At 70.0% G+C, this 16,614-nt stretch carries 13 protein-coding genes and 1 pseudogene; 6 read left to right on the forward strand and 8 right to left on the reverse strand.

Going from position 1 to position 16,614, the window contains the following annotated elements; all coding sequences use genetic code 11:
* Positions 1 to 23: 23 nt before the first annotated feature.
* The 4 genes from E6A26_RS14400 to E6A26_RS18110 form a co-directional block, all read right to left on the reverse strand.
* Positions 24 to 1,565, reverse strand: coding sequence for a lyase family protein (locus tag E6A26_RS14400; protein WP_234865522.1), 1,542 nt, complete (start codon positions 1,563 to 1,565; stop codon positions 24 to 26).
* Positions 1,566 to 1,570: 5 nt separating this feature from the next.
* Complete coding sequence (gene pcaG / locus E6A26_RS14405) at positions 1,571 to 2,140, reverse strand: protocatechuate 3,4-dioxygenase subunit alpha (RefSeq protein ID WP_136611892.1); 570 nt, start codon at positions 2,138 to 2,140, stop codon at positions 1,571 to 1,573.
* A complete protein-coding gene (gene pcaH, locus E6A26_RS14410; RefSeq protein ID WP_136611893.1) occupies positions 2,133 to 2,948 on the reverse strand; it encodes a protocatechuate 3,4-dioxygenase subunit beta in 816 nt (271 codons plus the stop codon). The genes pcaG and pcaH overlap by 8 nt, the downstream gene beginning before the upstream one ends.
* A gap of 201 nt (positions 2,949 to 3,149) precedes the next feature.
* Complete coding sequence (locus E6A26_RS18110) at positions 3,150 to 5,333, reverse strand: ATP-dependent DNA ligase (protein WP_136611894.1); 2,184 nt, start codon at positions 5,331 to 5,333, stop codon at positions 3,150 to 3,152.
* A gap of 140 nt (positions 5,334 to 5,473) precedes the next feature.
* Here E6A26_RS18110 and E6A26_RS14420 point away from each other — a divergent pair, with 140 nt between their 5' ends.
* The 3 genes from E6A26_RS14420 (at position 5,474) to E6A26_RS14430 (ending at position 10,242) form a co-directional block, all read left to right on the forward strand.
* Positions 5,474 to 6,466: an aldo/keto reductase family protein gene (locus tag E6A26_RS14420; protein WP_136611895.1), complete on the forward strand. Its 993-nt coding sequence runs from the start codon at positions 5,474 to 5,476 to the stop codon at positions 6,464 to 6,466.
* A gap of 238 nt (positions 6,467 to 6,704) precedes the next feature.
* Positions 6,705 to 8,603 carry an FAD-binding monooxygenase gene (locus tag E6A26_RS14425; protein WP_136611896.1) on the forward strand — a complete coding sequence of 633 codons (1,899 nt, stop codon included), beginning with the start codon at positions 6,705 to 6,707 and terminating at the stop codon, positions 8,601 to 8,603.
* A 559-nt stretch (positions 8,604 to 9,162) separates the two neighbouring features.
* The gene (locus E6A26_RS14430; RefSeq protein WP_136611897.1) at positions 9,163 to 10,242 is read left to right on the forward strand and encodes an NADH:flavin oxidoreductase/NADH oxidase; all 1,080 of its coding nucleotides are present in this window, start codon (positions 9,163 to 9,165) and stop codon (positions 10,240 to 10,242) included.
* A gap of 125 nt (positions 10,243 to 10,367) precedes the next feature.
* Here E6A26_RS14430 and E6A26_RS14435 read toward each other — a convergent pair whose 3' ends face one another.
* Both E6A26_RS14435 and E6A26_RS14440 read right to left on the reverse strand, forming a co-directional pair.
* Complete coding sequence (locus E6A26_RS14435; protein WP_136611898.1) at positions 10,368 to 11,399, reverse strand: aldo/keto reductase; 1,032 nt, start codon at positions 11,397 to 11,399, stop codon at positions 10,368 to 10,370.
* 225 nt (positions 11,400 to 11,624) lie between these two features.
* Positions 11,625 to 12,521, reverse strand: coding sequence for a helix-turn-helix transcriptional regulator (locus tag E6A26_RS14440; protein ID WP_136611899.1), 897 nt, complete (start codon positions 12,519 to 12,521; stop codon positions 11,625 to 11,627).
* A gap of 163 nt (positions 12,522 to 12,684) precedes the next feature.
* Here E6A26_RS14440 and E6A26_RS14445 point away from each other — a divergent pair, with 163 nt between their 5' ends.
* The 3 genes from E6A26_RS14445 (at position 12,685) to E6A26_RS14455 (ending at position 15,549) form a co-directional block, all read left to right on the forward strand.
* Positions 12,685 to 13,668: an aldo/keto reductase gene (locus E6A26_RS14445; protein WP_136611900.1), complete on the forward strand. Its 984-nt coding sequence runs from the start codon at positions 12,685 to 12,687 to the stop codon at positions 13,666 to 13,668.
* A gap of 203 nt (positions 13,669 to 13,871) precedes the next feature.
* The gene (locus E6A26_RS14450) at positions 13,872 to 15,053 is read left to right on the forward strand and encodes an MFS transporter (RefSeq protein WP_234865524.1); all 1,182 of its coding nucleotides are present in this window, start codon (positions 13,872 to 13,874) and stop codon (positions 15,051 to 15,053) included.
* A gap of 124 nt (positions 15,054 to 15,177) precedes the next feature.
* Positions 15,178 to 15,549, forward strand: a complete 372-nt coding sequence (locus E6A26_RS14455; protein ID WP_136611901.1) for a hypothetical protein — start codon at positions 15,178 to 15,180, stop codon at positions 15,547 to 15,549.
* 49 nt (positions 15,550 to 15,598) lie between these two features.
* Here the strand turns inward: E6A26_RS14455 and E6A26_RS14460 are convergent, their stop codons facing one another.
* Both E6A26_RS14460 and E6A26_RS18170 read right to left on the reverse strand, forming a co-directional pair.
* Entirely contained in the window at positions 15,599 to 16,366 is a 768-nt protein-coding gene (locus E6A26_RS14460; RefSeq protein WP_136611902.1) for an SDR family NAD(P)-dependent oxidoreductase, read from the reverse strand.
* A 129-nt stretch (positions 16,367 to 16,495) separates the two neighbouring features.
* Positions 16,496 to 16,614: pseudogene (locus E6A26_RS18170) on the reverse strand (IS30 family transposase); the annotation flags it as partial.

Below are 16,614 nucleotides of genomic sequence, written 5' to 3' on the forward strand. Positions count from 1 at the left end.
CTCGTGTCGCAAAAGTTGCTGGCTCACGCGCGGCGGCGCCGAGCCCCGGACTCTTCGTAGTTCTTGAGAATGCGGTCCACGATGCCCGCCGCGTCGCCTTGGTAGCGGGCGGGGTCGAGGAGGTCATCGAGGCGCGCCTCGAGGTCTTCGGCGCTGGCATCGCGTGTGGCGTCGCCCTCCCGCACGACGGCGCGCAGCTCCTTGCGCAGCACGCGCGCCTGCTCGGCGGGGCCGGCTGCCGAGGCCGCGAGCGCGGCGTCGACAGCCTGTTGGATGCCGGCCCGGCCGCCCTCGGCGACGTCCGAGAGCTCGAGCATGATCCGCTCGCTCACGAGCAGCGGCCCGCTCAACTCGAGGTTGGCGCGCATCCGGTCGGGGAAGACCCGGAGCCCGGCCGCGAGCTCGCGCAGCGCCGCCGCGGAGCCGGCCGCGAGGCGCAGGAGCTCCCGCAGGGCCGGCCACTCGGTATGCCACGCGCCGCCCGTCCGCTCGTCCTCGCTCAGCGCGGCCGCGAGCTCGAGCTGCATCGCGTCGGCGGGCGCCCGGAGCGCGGCGGAGCGGATGAGGGCCGACAACGCGGGGTTCTGCTTCTGCGGCATGGCCGAGGAGACGCCTCGGCCCTCGGCGACGGGTTCGCCCAGCTCGCCGATCTCGGGGCGCGAGAGCAGCAGCACATCGTTCGCGACGTGCCCGGCGGCCGAGCACACCGCCGCGAGCGCATGGCCGAGATCCGCGACCGGGCCGCGGAACGACTGCCACGGCGCGACGGCCGCGTCGAGTCCCGCGCGATGGGCCCAGTCCGCCGCGAGCGCGTGGGGTTCGGCTCCGAGGGCGACGAGCGAGGCGTTTGTCCCCGCCGCGCCGCCGCACTGGACCGGGAAGGCCAGGGCCGCAACGCTGCGTTCCGCGTGGGCCACGCCCTGGAGCCAGTTCGCGGCCTTGAGCCCGAAGCTCGAGGGGAGCGAGTGCTGCGCGAGCGTCCGCGCCACCTGCGGGGTGGTCCGGTGCTGGGCCGCGAGGTCCGCGAGCGCGTCGGCGGCGGCCGCAAGGTCCGCATGGATGCGGACGCTCGCGCGCTTGGCGGTGAGCATGAGCGCGGAATCGAGGACGTCCTGGCTCGTGAGGCCGCGGTGGACGGCCGCACGGCCGGGCCCATCCGGAACGGCGGCGCGGAGGGCCTTCACGAGGGGGATGACGGGATTCCCGCCGCCCTGCGCTGCGTTCGCGAGGCGACCCGCGTCGAACGCGGTGGTGGTCGCGCGGGGCTCAACGACGGACGACGGCGCGCTGCCCGCCTGAGCCGCGACCCCGCCGTCGTCCGTTGCCTGCCCGCCGACCACGGCGCGAACCACTTCCCGGACCGCCGCGCCCGCGCCGTCCTCGACGAGCCCCGCGGACTCGAGCGTCTCGGCCCACGCGGCCTCGAGCTCGAGCATCGCGGCGACGATCGCGGCGTCGCCGGTCTCCCCCGCCACGTCAGGGCTGGCCCAGACCGGCGAGAGCAGGCCGCGATCCGCAGGGTCGAGGCCCTGGCTGGAGGCGGGGCGGGCAGCGTGGTCCGTCACTGGGCTCAGCCCTCGGCGTGGAAGTCGAGGAACACGGTCTCATCCTCGCCCTGGAGCCGGAGGTCCCAGTGGAGCGATCCGTCTGCGAGACGCTCGGCCATCAGGGTCTTGCGGCGGGCGGGCTCGAGGGAGCTGAGGAGGGCGTCGTTCTCGAGCGCCTCAGTGTCCTCCGGAAGGTAGACGCGCGTGAAGAGCCGATTCATGAGGCCGCGCGCGAAGACCGCGACCGCGAAGAACGGCGCTTTGCCGGGCTCGGTAGCGCCGGGGTTCACGGTGGAGAAGACGTACTTGCCCGTGTTCCCCACGGGGGTGCGGCCCCAGCCGGTGAAGGTGTAGCCGTCGCGGACGAGCGAGCCGGTCTGATGCGGGACGTTGCCGTTCGAGTCCGCCTGCCAGATCTCGAGGATCGCGTCCGGAATCGGGGCGCCCTTGCCGTCGTAGACCGTTCCATGGAGGGTCACGCTGTTCGGGCTGCCCGGCGGGACGAGCTCGCCGCCCTTCTCGAACGGCAGCGCGTAGCCGAAGAAGGGGCCGACGGTCTGGCCGGGGGTGGGAACGAGGTGCTGGTCACTCATGGTCGCCCTGCTCTCCGTAGGCTTCGTTCTCGGTCCACGTCCGCTTCGAGCCCGTGAGGACGATGTCCCATTCGTAGCCCAGCGCCCACTCGGGCGACGTGAAGTCGTGGTTGTAGCGGGCCACGAGGCGGTCCCGCGCGTCCTGGTCGACGATCGACTGGTAGATCGGGTCGAGCGGGAAGAGCTGGTCGCCCGGGAAGTACATCTGCGTGACGATGCGCTGCGTGAACTCCGTGCCGAAGAGGCTGAAGTGGATGTGCGCGGGGCGCCATGCGTTGAGGTGGTTCTTCCACGGGTACGCGCCGGGCTTGATGGTGAGGAACTCGTAGGAGCCGTCGGGGCCCGTGATGCAGCGGCCCACGCCCGTGAAGTTCGGGTCGATCGGGGCCGGGTGCTGGTCGCGCTTGTGGATGTAGCGGCCGGCGGCGTTGGCCTGCCAGATCTCCACGAGCTGACCCGCGACCGGGCGGCCGTTGCCGTCCAGGACTTTGCCGCGCAGGATCATGCGCTCGCCCTGGGGCTCGCCGTTGTGCTGGATCGTCAGGTTCGATTCGAGCGCGTGCACGTCGTGGTGGCCGAACGCGGGGCTGAAGAGCTCGATCGTCTCGGGGTCCGTGTGGTGCAGGCTCTTGGTGGGGTGCCGCAGGATCGAGCTGCGGTACGGCGGGTAGTCGACGCGCGGCTGCGTCTCCGCGGGCTGACCCGCGGCGCGGGCCGCCTTGTAGCCCTCTTCGATGTCGCGGATCTCCTGGCTGACAATCGCCTGATTGTCAGCGGCGGCATCCGACGACTTGACCGGCTCGCCCATGGTTCCTCCTCTAGCTTCCTTGCCGAGTGCCCCGCGAGCGGCGCTGTCTCCTTTTCGAGGGTACAGGCCTGTTCGCATTCTGCACAAGTGTTCGCTCTGCGAACAGGTGCGAAGTGGGGCGGTGCTGTCAGCGTAGGTTTCCGGGCGTGCGCAGGGATAGGTTTCTTCCGTTCATCGGAAGACGCCGGTCACGCCGGCGGGCTAGGCGTGCCCGTCCCGGGCCAGGACCGAGGAGAGGTCATAGCTGACGGGTTCCTCGAGCTGGTCATAGGTGCAGGACTCCGGCGCGCGGTCCGGGCGCCATCGGACCCACTGGGCGGTGTGGCGGAACCGGTCGCCCTCCATGTGGTCGTACTTGACCTCGACCACGCGCTCCACCCGCAGCGGGACGAACGAGAGGTCCTTGTCTGCATTCCAACGGGAGCGCGCCGCCGCGGTGGGGGTGCGCGGCGCCGACTGGTCGCGGTTGTCCGGCAGCACCGCGGCCGGCGGCGCCCACGCCCAGGGGTGCCCGTCGAACGTGGTCACGAGCGGCTGAAGCTCCTCGAACAGCTCCTTGCGGCGGGCCATGGGAAACGCCCCGATGACGCCCACGGAGTTGAGCCCGCCCTGGGCGTCGTACAGGCCCAAGAGGAGGGATCCGATGGCGTCGGACTCGTTCTTGTAGAGCCGGTAGCCGGCGAGGACGCAGTCGGCCGTCCGCTCGTGCTTGAGTTTGGACATGACACGCTTGTCCTCGGCGTAGAGCTCCCCGAGGGGCTTGGCCATGACGCCGTCCAGGCCGGCGCCCTCGAACGTGCTGAACCACTCCAGCGCGAGGGCGGAGTCCTTGGTTGCCTGGGTGAGGTAGACCGGGGGCCTGGCGTCCTTGAATGCCTCCTCGAGGGCCGCGCGCCGCTCGCGGAACGGACGCTCCACATAATTGGTCTGGCCCAGCGCGAGCAGGTCGAAGGCCACGAAGCTCGCTGGCGTTGCGGCGCTCAGCTTGGCGATGCGTGAGGCCGCGGGGTGGATGCGCTGCTGGAGGGCATCGAAGTTGAGCCGGTCGCCGCTGTCCGGGTCCACGAGGACGATTTCGCCGTCGATGACGGAGTGGTCGGGGAAGTTTGCGACGATGGCCTCGACGAGCTCCGGGAAGTAGCGCGTCATGGGCAGGCCATTGCGCGATCCGATCTCCACCCGATCGCCGGAGCGCCACACGATCGAGCGGAAGCCATCCCACTTCGGCTCGTACAGGTACTCGCCGACCGGGAGCTTCTTGACCGGCTTGGCCAACATCGGCCCGTACGGCGGAGCGATCGCGGTGCCCCACTCTGCGTCGCGCTGCGCTTTGGGCGCCGAATAGTCCTCATCGGCTCGGTCCGCCTTGCGCTTGCTTGGCGGCACGCGCGGCGGCTCGCCGGGCATCTTGGGGTAGTCCGGCGGGAAGTTGAGCTCGCCGAGCCCGCGCTCGAGGTCCGCTTCCCACAAGGCGAGCGCCCCCGAAATGTCGCCCGGGGCAGCGTCGATGTCCGCCCACGGGCAGTCACGGGCGGCCAAGAGCTCGGGAACCGTGCGGACGGTGAACTCGCGCGGGTCGGCGTCGGGGAGCTCGTCCCAGGTCAGCGGAGTCGAGACGGGCGCGTGGGGCAGGGGCCGGGGCGAATAGGCGCCAGCGATCGTCCGGTCGCGGTTGGCCTGGTTGAAGTCGACGAAGACCCGCTCGCCGCGCTCCTCCTTCCACCACGAGCTGGTCACAAGGTCCGGCATTCGGCGCTCCAGCTCGCGCGCGATCCCGATGACCGCATGGCGCACGTCAAGGAACTCGTGCGTGGGCCGAATGCGCGCATACACGTGGACGCCCCGGTTGCCCGACGTCTTCGCGTAGGCCGTGAGCCCGGCCTCAGCCATGACCTCGCGCAGCGCGAGCGCGGCGGTGACGGCGTCCCGGAAGTCGCGCCCGGGCTGTGGATCGAGATCGATCCGCAGCTCGTCCGGGTTGTCCAGGTTGGCCGTGCGCACAGGCCACGGGTGGAAGGTGATCGTTCCCATCTGCGCCGCCCACGCGAGCTCGGCGGCCTCGTCGAACACCAGCTGGTCGTGGCGCCTGTGGGACGGGTACGTGCACGTCACCGCCCTGAGATAGGAAGGCGCACCCCGCGGCGGCCGCTTCGAGAAGAACTCCTCGCCGTCGATCCCCTCGGGGAAGCGCTGCAGGGTCATGGGCCGGTCGCCGTTGAGCCGCAGGAAGGGCGACGCCACCGAGATCAGGTAGCGGGCCAGATCGCGCTTGGCAAGAGGCTGACCCCCCTCCACGCCCGGCCACAGCACCTTGTCGGGGCTGGTCAGCTTGACCTCCCGCGGACCGTCGGGGCCGTCCACGTGCAGGATCTCAAAATCCGCCATGCGCCCAACGGTAGCCGCCATAGCGCCTTTCGGGCAGGACCGCCATTGGGCGAAGGGTAGGTCTCGCAGGGCCTTCCTCCGCCCGATCCCCAGGGCGTAGTGATGGAGGGTAGACCTTTTTCAACGATGGAGGCATCACTATGCGCTACCGCACCCTCGGAAGTTCCGACCTCGAGGTCTCGGAGATCTCCCTCGGCTCCTGGCTCACATACTCGGGCGGCGTCGAGGCCGATCAGACCCGGGGCTGCACGGAGGCCGCCTTCGATGCGGGCATCAACTTCTTCGACACGGCCAACGTCTACGGACGCGGCGCCGCCGAAACCGCGTGGGGCGAGATCCTCTCGAAGCACCCCCGCGATACCTACATCCTGGCCACGAAGGTCTTCGGCCAGATGTCGGACACCGACTCGGGCCTCTCCGCCGAGCAGATTTCGAAGCAGATCGACGCGTCGCTGACCCGGCTGCAGACCGACTACGTGGACCTCTACCAGGCTCACCGCTTCGATGCGAGCGTGCCGATCGAGGAGACGGTCGAGGCCTTCCAGAAGGTCGTGGAGCAGGGCAAGGCCCGCTACCTCGGCTTCAGCGAGTGGACGCCCGAGCAGATCCAGGCTGCGATCGACATCGCCGGACCGGACCTCTTCGTCTCCTCCCAGCCCCAGTATTCGATGCTGTGGCAGGCGCCCGAGGCCGAGGTGTTCCCGCTCTGCGAGGCGAACGGCATCTCCCAGATCGTGTGGTCCCCGCTCGCGCAGGGCGTCCTGTCCGGCAAGTACAAGCCCGGCCAGCCGATCCCGGAGGGCAGCCGCTTCGCGAGCGAGACCATGGGCGTCTCGAAGGACCGGCTCATCACCGAGCCGATCCTCGAGGCCGTCCAGCGGCTCGTGCCGATCGCCGAGGGCGCAGGCATCAGCCTCCCGACCATGGCGCTGGCCTGGGTCCTCCGGCGGAGCGAGCTCGCGTCCGCGATCACGGGCGCCTCGCGCCCCGAGCAGGTCCACGCGAACGTCGCGGCTTCGGGCGTCACGCTCACCCCGGACGTCCTCGCGGCGATCGACGAGGCCCTCGGCGACGTCGCGGTCAAGGGCCCGGAGCTCGCGCCCAACGCCCAGACGGGCGTGAAGCACCGGTAACCCGGCGCACAACCGACCCAACCCACAACAGACAGAGGACGACGGCGGCGCGCGGGCGCCGTCGTCGTCCTCTGCTGTGTGCGCGCGGACTCGGGCGATGTGGCGCCGGGCACAGATAGGGCTTGATGCGCGACGACGGCTGGCCCTACCATGATTGAGCGATATTAGAACACAGAGTTCTATTATCGAACACGATCTCCGATGGCCCCGGCCGTCCACAACGAAGTGAGGCAAGCCCGTGCATTTCCACCACCACGGCTACGTGTCCGGCGACCCGCGCATTCAGCCCGCTGCTGGCGTCGGCATCGATCGGCCGGACGAGCTTCCCGAGGAAGTCGACGTGCTCATCGTCGGGACGGGACCCGCGGGCATGATCACGGCCGCGCAGCTCTCCCAATTCCCCGACGTCACGACCCGCATCGTGGAGCGCCGCCCGGGCCGGCTCGAGATCGGCCAGGCGGACGGCATCCAGGCGCGCAGCGTCGAGACGTTCCAGGCCTTCGGCTTCGCCGAGCGGATCATCGCCGAGGCCTACCGCATCACCGAGATGGCGTTCTGGAAGCCGGACCACGAGGACCCCTCGCGGATTGTGCGCGCGGCCCGCGCGGTCGACGACGAAATGGGCATCAGCGAATTCCCCCACCTCATCGTCAATCAGGCTCGCGTCCTCGACTACTTCGCCGAAGTCATGGCGAACTCGCCCACGCGCATGAGGCCGGATTACGGCTACGAGTTCCGGGGGCTCACCGTCAGCGACCGCGGCGAGTATCCCGTGACCGTGACGCTCGTTCACACGGCCGGCGAGCTCGAGGGCCAAGAGCGCACGGTGCACGCCAAGTACGTGGTCGGGGCGGACGGCGCGCGCAGCAGGGTGCGGCAGTCGATCGGCTGCACGCTCGCCGGGGACCAGGCGAACCACGCGTGGGGCGTCATGGACGTGCTCGCAGAGACGGACTTCCCGGACATCCGGGAGAAGTGCGCGATCCAGGCCGAGAGCGGCAGCATCCTCCTGATCCCCCGCGAGGGCGGGCACCTGTTCCGCATGTACGTGGACCTCGGCGAGGTCGCCCCGGACAGCCGGGGCACCGTGCGGAACACCACGATCGATCAGATCATCGCGAAGGCGAACGAGATCATGCACCCCTACACGGTCGAGGTGCGCCACGTCGCGTGGCACAGCGTCTACGAGGTGGGCCACCGCCTGACCGACCGCTTCGACGATGTGCTGCCCGAGCAGCTCGGCACGCGGACTCCGCGCGTCTTCATCACCGGGGACGCGTGCCACACGCACAGCGCGAAGGCCGGCCAGGGCATGAACGTCTCGATGCAGGACGGCTTCAACCTCGGCTGGAAGCTCGGCCACGTGCTCGAGGGACGTGCCCCGGAGGGCCTGCTCTCGACGTACTCCGCCGAGCGCCAGGTGGTCGCGAAGAACCTCATCGACTTCGACAAGGAGTGGTCGACGCTCATGGCCAAGAAGCCCGAGGAGTTCGAGGATCCGTCCGAGCTCGAGGACTTCTACGTGCGCACCGCCGAGTTCCCCGCGGGATTCATGACCCAGTACGCCCCGTCGATGCTCATCGCCGAGCCGACGCACCAGGACCTCGCGACCGGCTTCCCGATCGGCAAGCGCTTCAAGTCGGCGGGCGTGATGCGGGTGTGCGACACGAACCCGGTCGAGCTCGGGCACCAGGCCGCCGCGGACGGACGGTGGCGCATCTACGTGTTCGCCGACGCGCCCGTCGCCGGGGCGCCGTCGCGCGTGGCCGACTTCGCCGAGTGGATCACGGACGCGCCGGATTCGCCGCTCGCCGCGACCCCGGAGGGACTCGACCGCGACGCGTGGTTCGACGTCAAGGTGATCTACCAGCAGGGCCACGAGAGCATCGACATCGGAGCCGTGCCCGCGGCATTCAAGCCCCAGGTCGGACCGTTCAAGCTCACGTACCTCGAGAAGGTCTACGGGACCGACCCGAAGGCAGACATCTTCGAGGCGCGCGGCATCGACCGTGGCGGGGCCGTCGTCGTCGTTCGTCCGGATCAATACGTCGCCAACGTGCTGCCGCTCACGGCGACGGCGGAACTCGGCGCCTTCTTCGCTCAGATCCTCGGCGCGAAGAAGCCGGAGACGGTCTAGCGGACTGGGCGGCGCCCCACCTTGGGCGGCTACTCGATCGGAGGAATCGAGTGGGGGCTGGGCGCGAGACCGCAGCAAAGCGACGACACCGCAGGTCAGAACCTGCGGTCTCGTCGCTTGAGTCCGGTTTCGCGTGAAGTGAGGCTGCGTCACCGCTGAGATCATGAATCGTTGGGCTTCCGAGGTCGGTCGCCATGCACACGTCTCGACCTCACGACTGCTCGGATCACAGCCAGGACCACGACGCTCGCGATGGCGATGACGACAACCGCTGTAGACACCAGTAGCGCGACCGTCGCAGGGTTGAGAAGACGCACAACATCCCCCTAGCCGATTCCGCAGGCCTGGAAGTCGCGGCGTGAAGTCGCCGCTCGCACGAAGGTCATGCTCTAGTCGAAGGTCCGACGAGCGTGACGTCGATGGGTACTCACGGAACGCCGCGAAACAAGGCTGACGAAGGCGGGTGGGCGCCCGCCGTCGTCCGCGCCTCGGGCCGGGAAAAGACAGGGCCAGCTGGCCCCGGTTGACCCCGGCCGCGAAACAGCGAAAGCCTAGGGGCATGCTCTTCACCCCCATCGATGTCAGACGGACCAGCATCAGGAACCGCCTCTGGGTCTCCCCGATGTGCCAGTACTCCGTGGAGAAATGGGACGGCGTGCCGACGGACTGGCACCTGGTCCACCTCGGCTCGTTCGCGCGCGGCGGCGCCGGGCTCGTCATGACGGAGGCCACCGCGGTGTCCCCGGAGGGCCGCATCACGAACTGGGACACGGGGATCTGGAACGACGAGCAGCGCGACGCCTGGCGCGGCGTCGTCGACTTCATCCACTCAGAGGGGGCCACGGCCGGCATCCAGCTGGCCCACGCGGGCCGAAAGGCCTCGACCTACCGCGAGTGGAGCGGCCACGGCACGCAGCCAATCGACGACGGCGGGTGGGAGACCGTCGCGCCGTCGGCCCTCGCCTTCGACGGCTACGCAGAACCGCGGGCGCTCACGGAGGAGGAAATCGCCGGCGTGGTCGCCGACTTCGGTGCGGCGGCCCGCCGGGCGCTCGACGCGGGATTCGACGTGCTCGAACTCCACGCCGCCCACGGCTACCTGGTCCACCAGTTCCTCTCACCGCTTTCGAACGAGCGCACCGACCGCTACGGCGGGAGCCTCGAGAACCGCGCGCGCCTCCTCCTTGAGGTGGTGCGCGAGGTGCGCTCGGCAGCGGGCGACGACGTGCCGATCTTCGTCCGTTTCTCCGCCACCGACTGGGCCGGCGAGAAGGGCTGGAACGTCGACGATACGGTCGAGGTGGCCGGCTGGGCGGCGCGCGAAGGAGCCGACTGGTTCGACGTCTCGACGGGCGGCCTCGTCCCCAAGGTGAGCATCCCGGTCGGCCCCAAGTACCAGGTGGGGTTCGCGGCCGCGGTCCGCAGGGGCACCGGCTCGCCGGTCAACGCCGTCGGCCTCATCACCACGCCGCAGGAGGCCGCCGAGATCGTCGAGCGCGGCGAGGCGGACGCCGTCATGGTCGCGCGCGAGTTCCTCCGCGACCCGCACTTCGCCCTCCGCGCCGCGCACGAACTCGGCGCAGAGCTCGACTACTGGCCGCCGCAGTACACGCGCGCCACGTGGCGCCGGCGGGGGTAGCCGAGCACCTCCACGGTCGCGCGCGCTCCGGAATGGCGCCGCGCACGAAAGCGGACGACGGCGGGTGGGCACCCGCCGTCGTCCGGTCGCCACCGCCAGCGGGCGGCGAAGTCGAATACCCTGGCTTACCGCCCGCCCTCGATCTTGCGGCTGCGCTGCTGCACTGCCTGCGGCCCGTAGGGGTAGATCTCGACCTCGGGCGCGCTCACGTCGGTGAGCCGCTGCTGCTCCTCGGGCGCCAGCCGGAGGTCGGCGGCCTTGAGGTTGTCGGCGAGCTGCGCGCGCGTGCGCGCACCGAGGATCACGGACGTTACGGCCGGCTGGTCGGCGACCCAACGCAGCGCCACCTGTGCCGAGGACACGCCGTTGGCGTCGGCGACCTCGCGCACAGCGTCGACGATGTCCCACGTGCGCGACGACGCGTTGCGCGCCTCCCACGCCTCCATGCCTCGCTTCGGATTCTCGCCGAGCCGCGTCGCGCCGGTCGGGAGGGTGTCACGCTGGTACTTGCCGCTCAGCCAGCCGCCGCCCAGAGGAGACCACGGCAGGAGTCCCATCCCGGCGTCGAGCGCTGCGGGCACGATCTCGGACTCGATGCCCCGAACCAGCAGGCTGTACTGCGGCTGAAGCGTGGCGGGCGCGGCCCAGCCGTGGGCCTTCGCCTCGTACACGGCCTTCGTGAGCTGCCAGCCGAGGAAGTTGGAGAAGCCGTAGTAGCCGATCTTGCCTGCTGTGACGGCGTCATCGAGGAAGCGGAGCGTCTCCTCGATCGGCGTGAGCGGGTCCCACGCGTGCATCTGGTACAGGTCGATGTGGTCGGTGCCGAGCCGCCGGAGGGACGCGTCGAGCGCCGTGCGGAGGTGGCGCCGGGACGTGCCGAGGTCGTTGGGCCCCTGGCCCATGGGGAAGCGGCCCTTCGTGGCGAGCACCATCTGCTCGCGCAGGGTGGGGTTCGCGGCGAGCCACTTGCCGACGATCTCCTCCGACGTGCCGGTGCTGTAGACGTCGGCTGTGTCGATGAAATTGCCGCCCGCGGCAGCGTAGTCGTCGAGGAGGGCGTGCGACGTCGCTTCGTCGGCTTCGGCGCCGAACGTCATCGTTCCGAGGGCGAGGGCAGAGACGACGGCGCCGCTCGTTCCGAGATTGCGGTATTCCAACAGAACCTCCGTGGAGTGGTGGCTGAGGGGTTTGCCCATCCAGCCTAGGAGGCGGGCGACCCCGCGGGAAAGGGTTTGCCGCTGTTGCCAGCCCTTTTGTCCGGGGTGCTGCGACCGCGCCTTCCCCCCAAAGCGTCCTTGCGAAGGCGCGGCCAACGGGTGAGAGCGTACGGCGTGTTCTGCCCACTCAGTGGTGGGCAGCGCAGATGTCCGTGGCGCGGGCGACTACTTGACCGTGGGGCGATCTCCGACGGGCTGAGCCCACTCCTCGACGTGCTCAGTGGCGGCCCAACTCGCCAACAGCCGCAGCGATTCCTCGGACTTCGAGCCCGGCTCGGCCGGATACACGGTGAATGTAAGTCCGGGATCCTCGGCGAGCTGCAGCGCCTCGAACAGGAGCTCGATCTCGCCCACCACGGGGTGGCGGAAGACCTTGTTGCCCGAATAGTGTCGGCGCACGTTGTGCGCGGCCCAGCGGACGCGGAACTCCTCGCTGCGCATCGAGAGCTCCCCGACGAGGTCGGCGAGGCCCTTGTCGTACGGATTGCGCCCCGACTCGGTGCGGAGGAGCGCGACGTTGTTGTTCGCGGCGAGGTCCCAGTCCGGATAGAAGTCGAGGGCCTGGGGATTGAGGAAGATGAAGCGCGAGTGGTTCGCGGGCCGCGTCGGCTCCGCGTACAGCTGGGAGTAGAGCGCGATGCCCAGCCGGTTGGACGCGAGGATGTCCATGCGGCCGTTCCGCACGAACGCTGGCGCGCCCGTGATCGCGTCCAGCATGAACTGGACGCTGGGCCGGATGCGCTGCTTCTGGGCCTTGCCCTGCCTCGCGCGGGACGAGGCATTGGCCGCGCGGGCGAGGTCGAAGAGGTGGTCGCGCTCGGCGTCGTCGAGCTGGAGCCCGCGGGCGAGCGCCTCGAGCACGCTCTCGGACACGCCGGAGAGGTTCCCCCGCTCGAGGCGCGTGTAGTAGTCGACGCTCACGCCCGCGAGCATGGCGGCCTCCTCGCGGCGCAGCCCGGGGACCCGTCGATTGCCGCCGAACAGGGTGAGGCCCGCCTGCTCCGGCGTGATCCTCGCGCGGCGTGACGAGAGGAATTCCCGCACCTCGGTCCGATTGTCCATGCGCTCCACGCTACGCGCCGCGGTGCGGCACAAGGAGGTACTGGCAGAACCAGTATCACGGGGGCTCTCCCTCGAGCCGGCTCTTCCCGGTTCCATAGACTCATGACCGCAGAAGACTCAGGTCTTCCGCGTCTTCCGCGGCGATGAGTCAGAGAGGATTTCGATGGAGTACAGGACCGTAGGATCGACAGGCGTCCAGGTCTCCCCGCTGTGCTTCGGCACGATGTCGCTGGGCACGGAAGCGGACGAACAGGCCTCGGCCGCGATGTACCGCCGAGTGCGCGAGCTCGGCATCAACTTCTTCGACACCGCGAACGTCTACGGCGGCGGGCGATCCGAGGAGATTCTCGGCACGCTCGTGGCCGGCGAGCGCGACGACGTCGTCATCACGTCGAAGGCCTTCTTCCCGCTGAGTGCGGATCCGAACTCGGGCGGCCTCTCGCGCCGACACATCATGCAGGCCGTCGAGGGCAGCCTGAGCCGACTTGGGACGGACCGGATCGACTTCTACTTCGTGCACTCGTTCGACGAGCGCACGCCGATCGAGCAGACGCTCCGCGCGCTCGACGATCTGCAGCGGCAGGGCAAGATCCTCTACCCCGCCGTGAGCAACTGGGCCGCGTGGCAGATCGCGACGGCCCTCGGCGTCTCGGCGCGCGAAGGGCTGGCCAGGTTCGAGCTCATCCAGCCGATGTACAACCTCGCCAAGCGCCAGGCGGAGGTCGAGATCCTCCCGCTTGCCCAGGCCGAGAACCTCGGCGTCATCACCTACAGCCCGCTCGGCGGCGGCCTGCTCACAGGAAAGTACCGCGGAGGGCAGCGCCCCGAAGGCGGTCGGCTCATCGAGAATTCTCGCTACGCGGACCGGTACGGGCAGGAGAGCGACTGGGCCACGGCAGAGCTCTTCGCGGCCTTCGCGGACGACGCCGGGGTCCCGCCTGTCGCCCTCGCCGTCGCCTGGGCGATGGGTCACCCGGGCGTCACCGCTCCGATCATCGGGGCGCGCAGCCTCGAGCAGCTCGAGGGCTCGCTCGCCGCGCTCGACGTTGAGATGACGCCGGAGCTGCGCGCGCAGATCTCCGCTCTCTCCCCCACGCCACCCCCGGCCAACGACCGGACCGAGGTGCTCACCGGGCGGTGGACCTGAGGCGACGGCCTGCGGGAACCGGCCCCTGGGATTCCGACACCTGGGATTCCGACCGTGATTGGATGACCGACATGCCGGATCGACGGGGTGTCGAGGCAACCCGCCGCAAAACCGACATCAGTCCTGGTCGGAATCTGATGACTCAGCGCTCTATCACTCGAGGGATGATGACCTCTTCACCGGCGACACATTCTCACCCGGCCATGACGCGCGGCCTGACGCTCCTGTTCGCCGTCGCTGCAGGCGCGGCCGTGGGCAACCTGTACTGGGCACAACCGCTCCTCGAAGCGATCGCGGGCGACCTCCACGCGTCAGCGGCCGCCGCCGGCTGGCTCGTCACGGCGACCCAGATCGGCTACGCGATCGGGATCCTGCTCGTCGTCCCCTTGGGCGACGTCGTCGACCGACGGCGGCTCACTGTCCTCATGATGCTCGCCTCGGCGGTGGTGCTCGTCGCGTGCGCGCTCGCGCCGTCGTTCGCCTTCCTCCTCGTCGCGCTCTGCCTCCTCGGCATCACGACGATCGCGGGCCAGATCCTGACCCCGCTCGCGGGCGACCTCGCGCGGGACGCGGACCGCGGGCGCATCGTCGGGACCGTCGTGGCCGGAATCCTCACAGGCATCCTCGCCTCGCGGACCATCAGCGGCCTCGTCGCGGGCCTCGGCGGCTGGCGCGCCGTGTACGCGGCGGCCGCTGTCGCCGTCGTCGTCCTCGCGGGTCTCGTGTGGCGCGCGCTGCCGCCGCTCGCTCCCAAGGCGCGCGTCTCGTACTCGAACCTCCTCGCCTCGGTGGGCGCCGTCGTCGTCAGGGAACGCCCCGTGCGGTGGACGCTCGCCCTGTCCACGGCGGGGTTCGCGACGTTCACGCTGTTCTGGACCTCGCTCACGTTCCTGCTCGCGGGCCCGCCGTTCAACTACCCGGTCTCGGCCATCGGCCTGTTCGGGCTCATCGGAATCGCGGGCGCCGTCACGGCTCAGCGCGCCGGGCGGCTGCACGACCGGGGCTGGTCGCTTCCGGCGACAGGGATCGCGTGGGCTCTCGTGCTCGCCTCGTTCGTGATCGCGGCCTTCTCCGGTGCCTCCGTCTGGATGCTCGTCGCGGTCGTCTTCCTCCTGGATGTCGCGATCCAGGGGCAGAACGTGCTCAACCAGAGCCGGCTGCTGGCACTCTCGCACGAGGCGCGCAGCCGCCTCAACACCGCGTACGTCACGGCGAACTTCATCGGCGGCGCGATCGGCTCGGCTGTGGCGGCTCTGCTGTGGTCGGCCGGCGGATGGACGGCCATCGCCATAGCGGGCATCGTGCTCGGCTGCTTCGGGCTCTGCGTGTGGTCCCTCGGGCGGAAAGGCCCGCTCACGGCCACGAAACTCGCGGAAAATCCGTAACCAACACGCCATGGGCGTGCATTTGTTGCACAGACGTTCTCCCTTGGGTCTATCGTGGTGCCGCACGACCGGGTCCCAGGCACCCCCACCTGGCTCGGCGCCACCCACTGCGGGAGGAATCACCATGGTGCTGAAACGGCCTTATCGGAACTACCGGGAAATGCACTTGGGCGACGTCCTCGACGAGCTCATGCGCCGGCGCCGGCTCAGCTGGTCGTGGTCCTACGCCAGATCGGACAGCTTCCCCCTCTTCATCGTCACGCTCGCGACGAGCGGACCCTGGCCATATCACCTCAAGGGCGCCGAGGAGCTCGCTGCCCGCATCGCCGCGCGCGAGCAGATCGCGTGGCTCCCCGTCCCGGAACCCGGCACGGAAGAGAACTACCACGCGACGCTCGCCGCGATGGCCGAACTGGAGCGCCAGCTCGCCATCCCCGCGCTCCGGCCGGCCTATCGCCCCGAGCCCGCCCCAGACGGCCACGCCGCGCCCGCCTGAGGGACGCGGAGCGTGGGGCCGGACGACGCGCGGGCCGACCCACCGCGCCCTACGGAAGCTCGACGCCTGTGAGCCGGGCAAGCTCGGCGAGCACGGCGTCCTGGAAGCGCTCATCGCCTAAGGCTGCGGCCGGTTCGCGGCGCGCCCGGTGGAACCAATAGGCGCCGCTCACCGTGGCCTCGGGGTCGCCGCTCGTGGCGAGCCACGCCTGGGTCTCGTGCCCGGCCTCGAGGTCGCCGGGGGCATTCGGCCCACCCATGCGGGTGGGCACCCATCCCGGGTCGACGGCGTTGACGCGCACCTCGGGCCACCGGCGAGCCAGGGCGAACGCGAGGGCCGTGAGATAAGGCTTGCTGTCCGAGTACGCCTGCATCGGGTTCCAGCGTCGCGCGGTCCACTCGACGTCGCGCAGCGAGGGGTCCCCGCCGCGGTGCAGGCCGCTTGTGAGATAGACGAGCCGGTCGGGCCGTTCGAGGAGCGCGGTCAAGAGGTAGGGCGCGAGGACGTTGACGGCGAGGACCCGCGGGTGACCCTCGGGCGTGCTGTGCCGCTCCGACTCGGTGTAGACGCCCGCGTTGTGGATGATCGCGTCCATCCTGCCCAGGGCGTTGACCTGCTCGACGAGCGCGAGCGTCTCCTCGCGGCTCGCGAGATCACCGACGACCACAGCTGCGGCCGTGCCTTCGAGCCCCGCGACGGCCTCGGCCCGTTCGCGATTCCGCGCGTGCAGGACCACGGCGTGCCCGCCGTCGATGAGCGCCTCGGCCGCAGCTCGACCCAGGCCCTGGGTCGAGCCGGTGATGAAGATCCGCGCCATAACGGCACCCTACTCCGCGGCGCTGCTGCCCGATCAGTTCCCGACCAGCTTCGGCCGCGGTTTCCGCCGTCATCCGCGTGTCGCGCTGGGACTCGCCGACGGCGGGCTTCAGTCATGGCCGGGGCGGTCTCAAGGGGTGTTGGCAACGGCTGCTGCGAGGTCTTCGAGGAAGACTTCCCGTGGTGTTCTGAAGCCTAAAGCCTTGCGGGGCCGGTTGTTCAGTTCGAAGGCGATCGCGTCGACGTATT

It is taken from the genome of Sinomonas albida (assembly GCF_004919045.1).
Taxonomy (GTDB): Bacteria; Actinomycetota; Actinomycetes; order Actinomycetales; family Micrococcaceae; genus Sinomonas; species Sinomonas albida.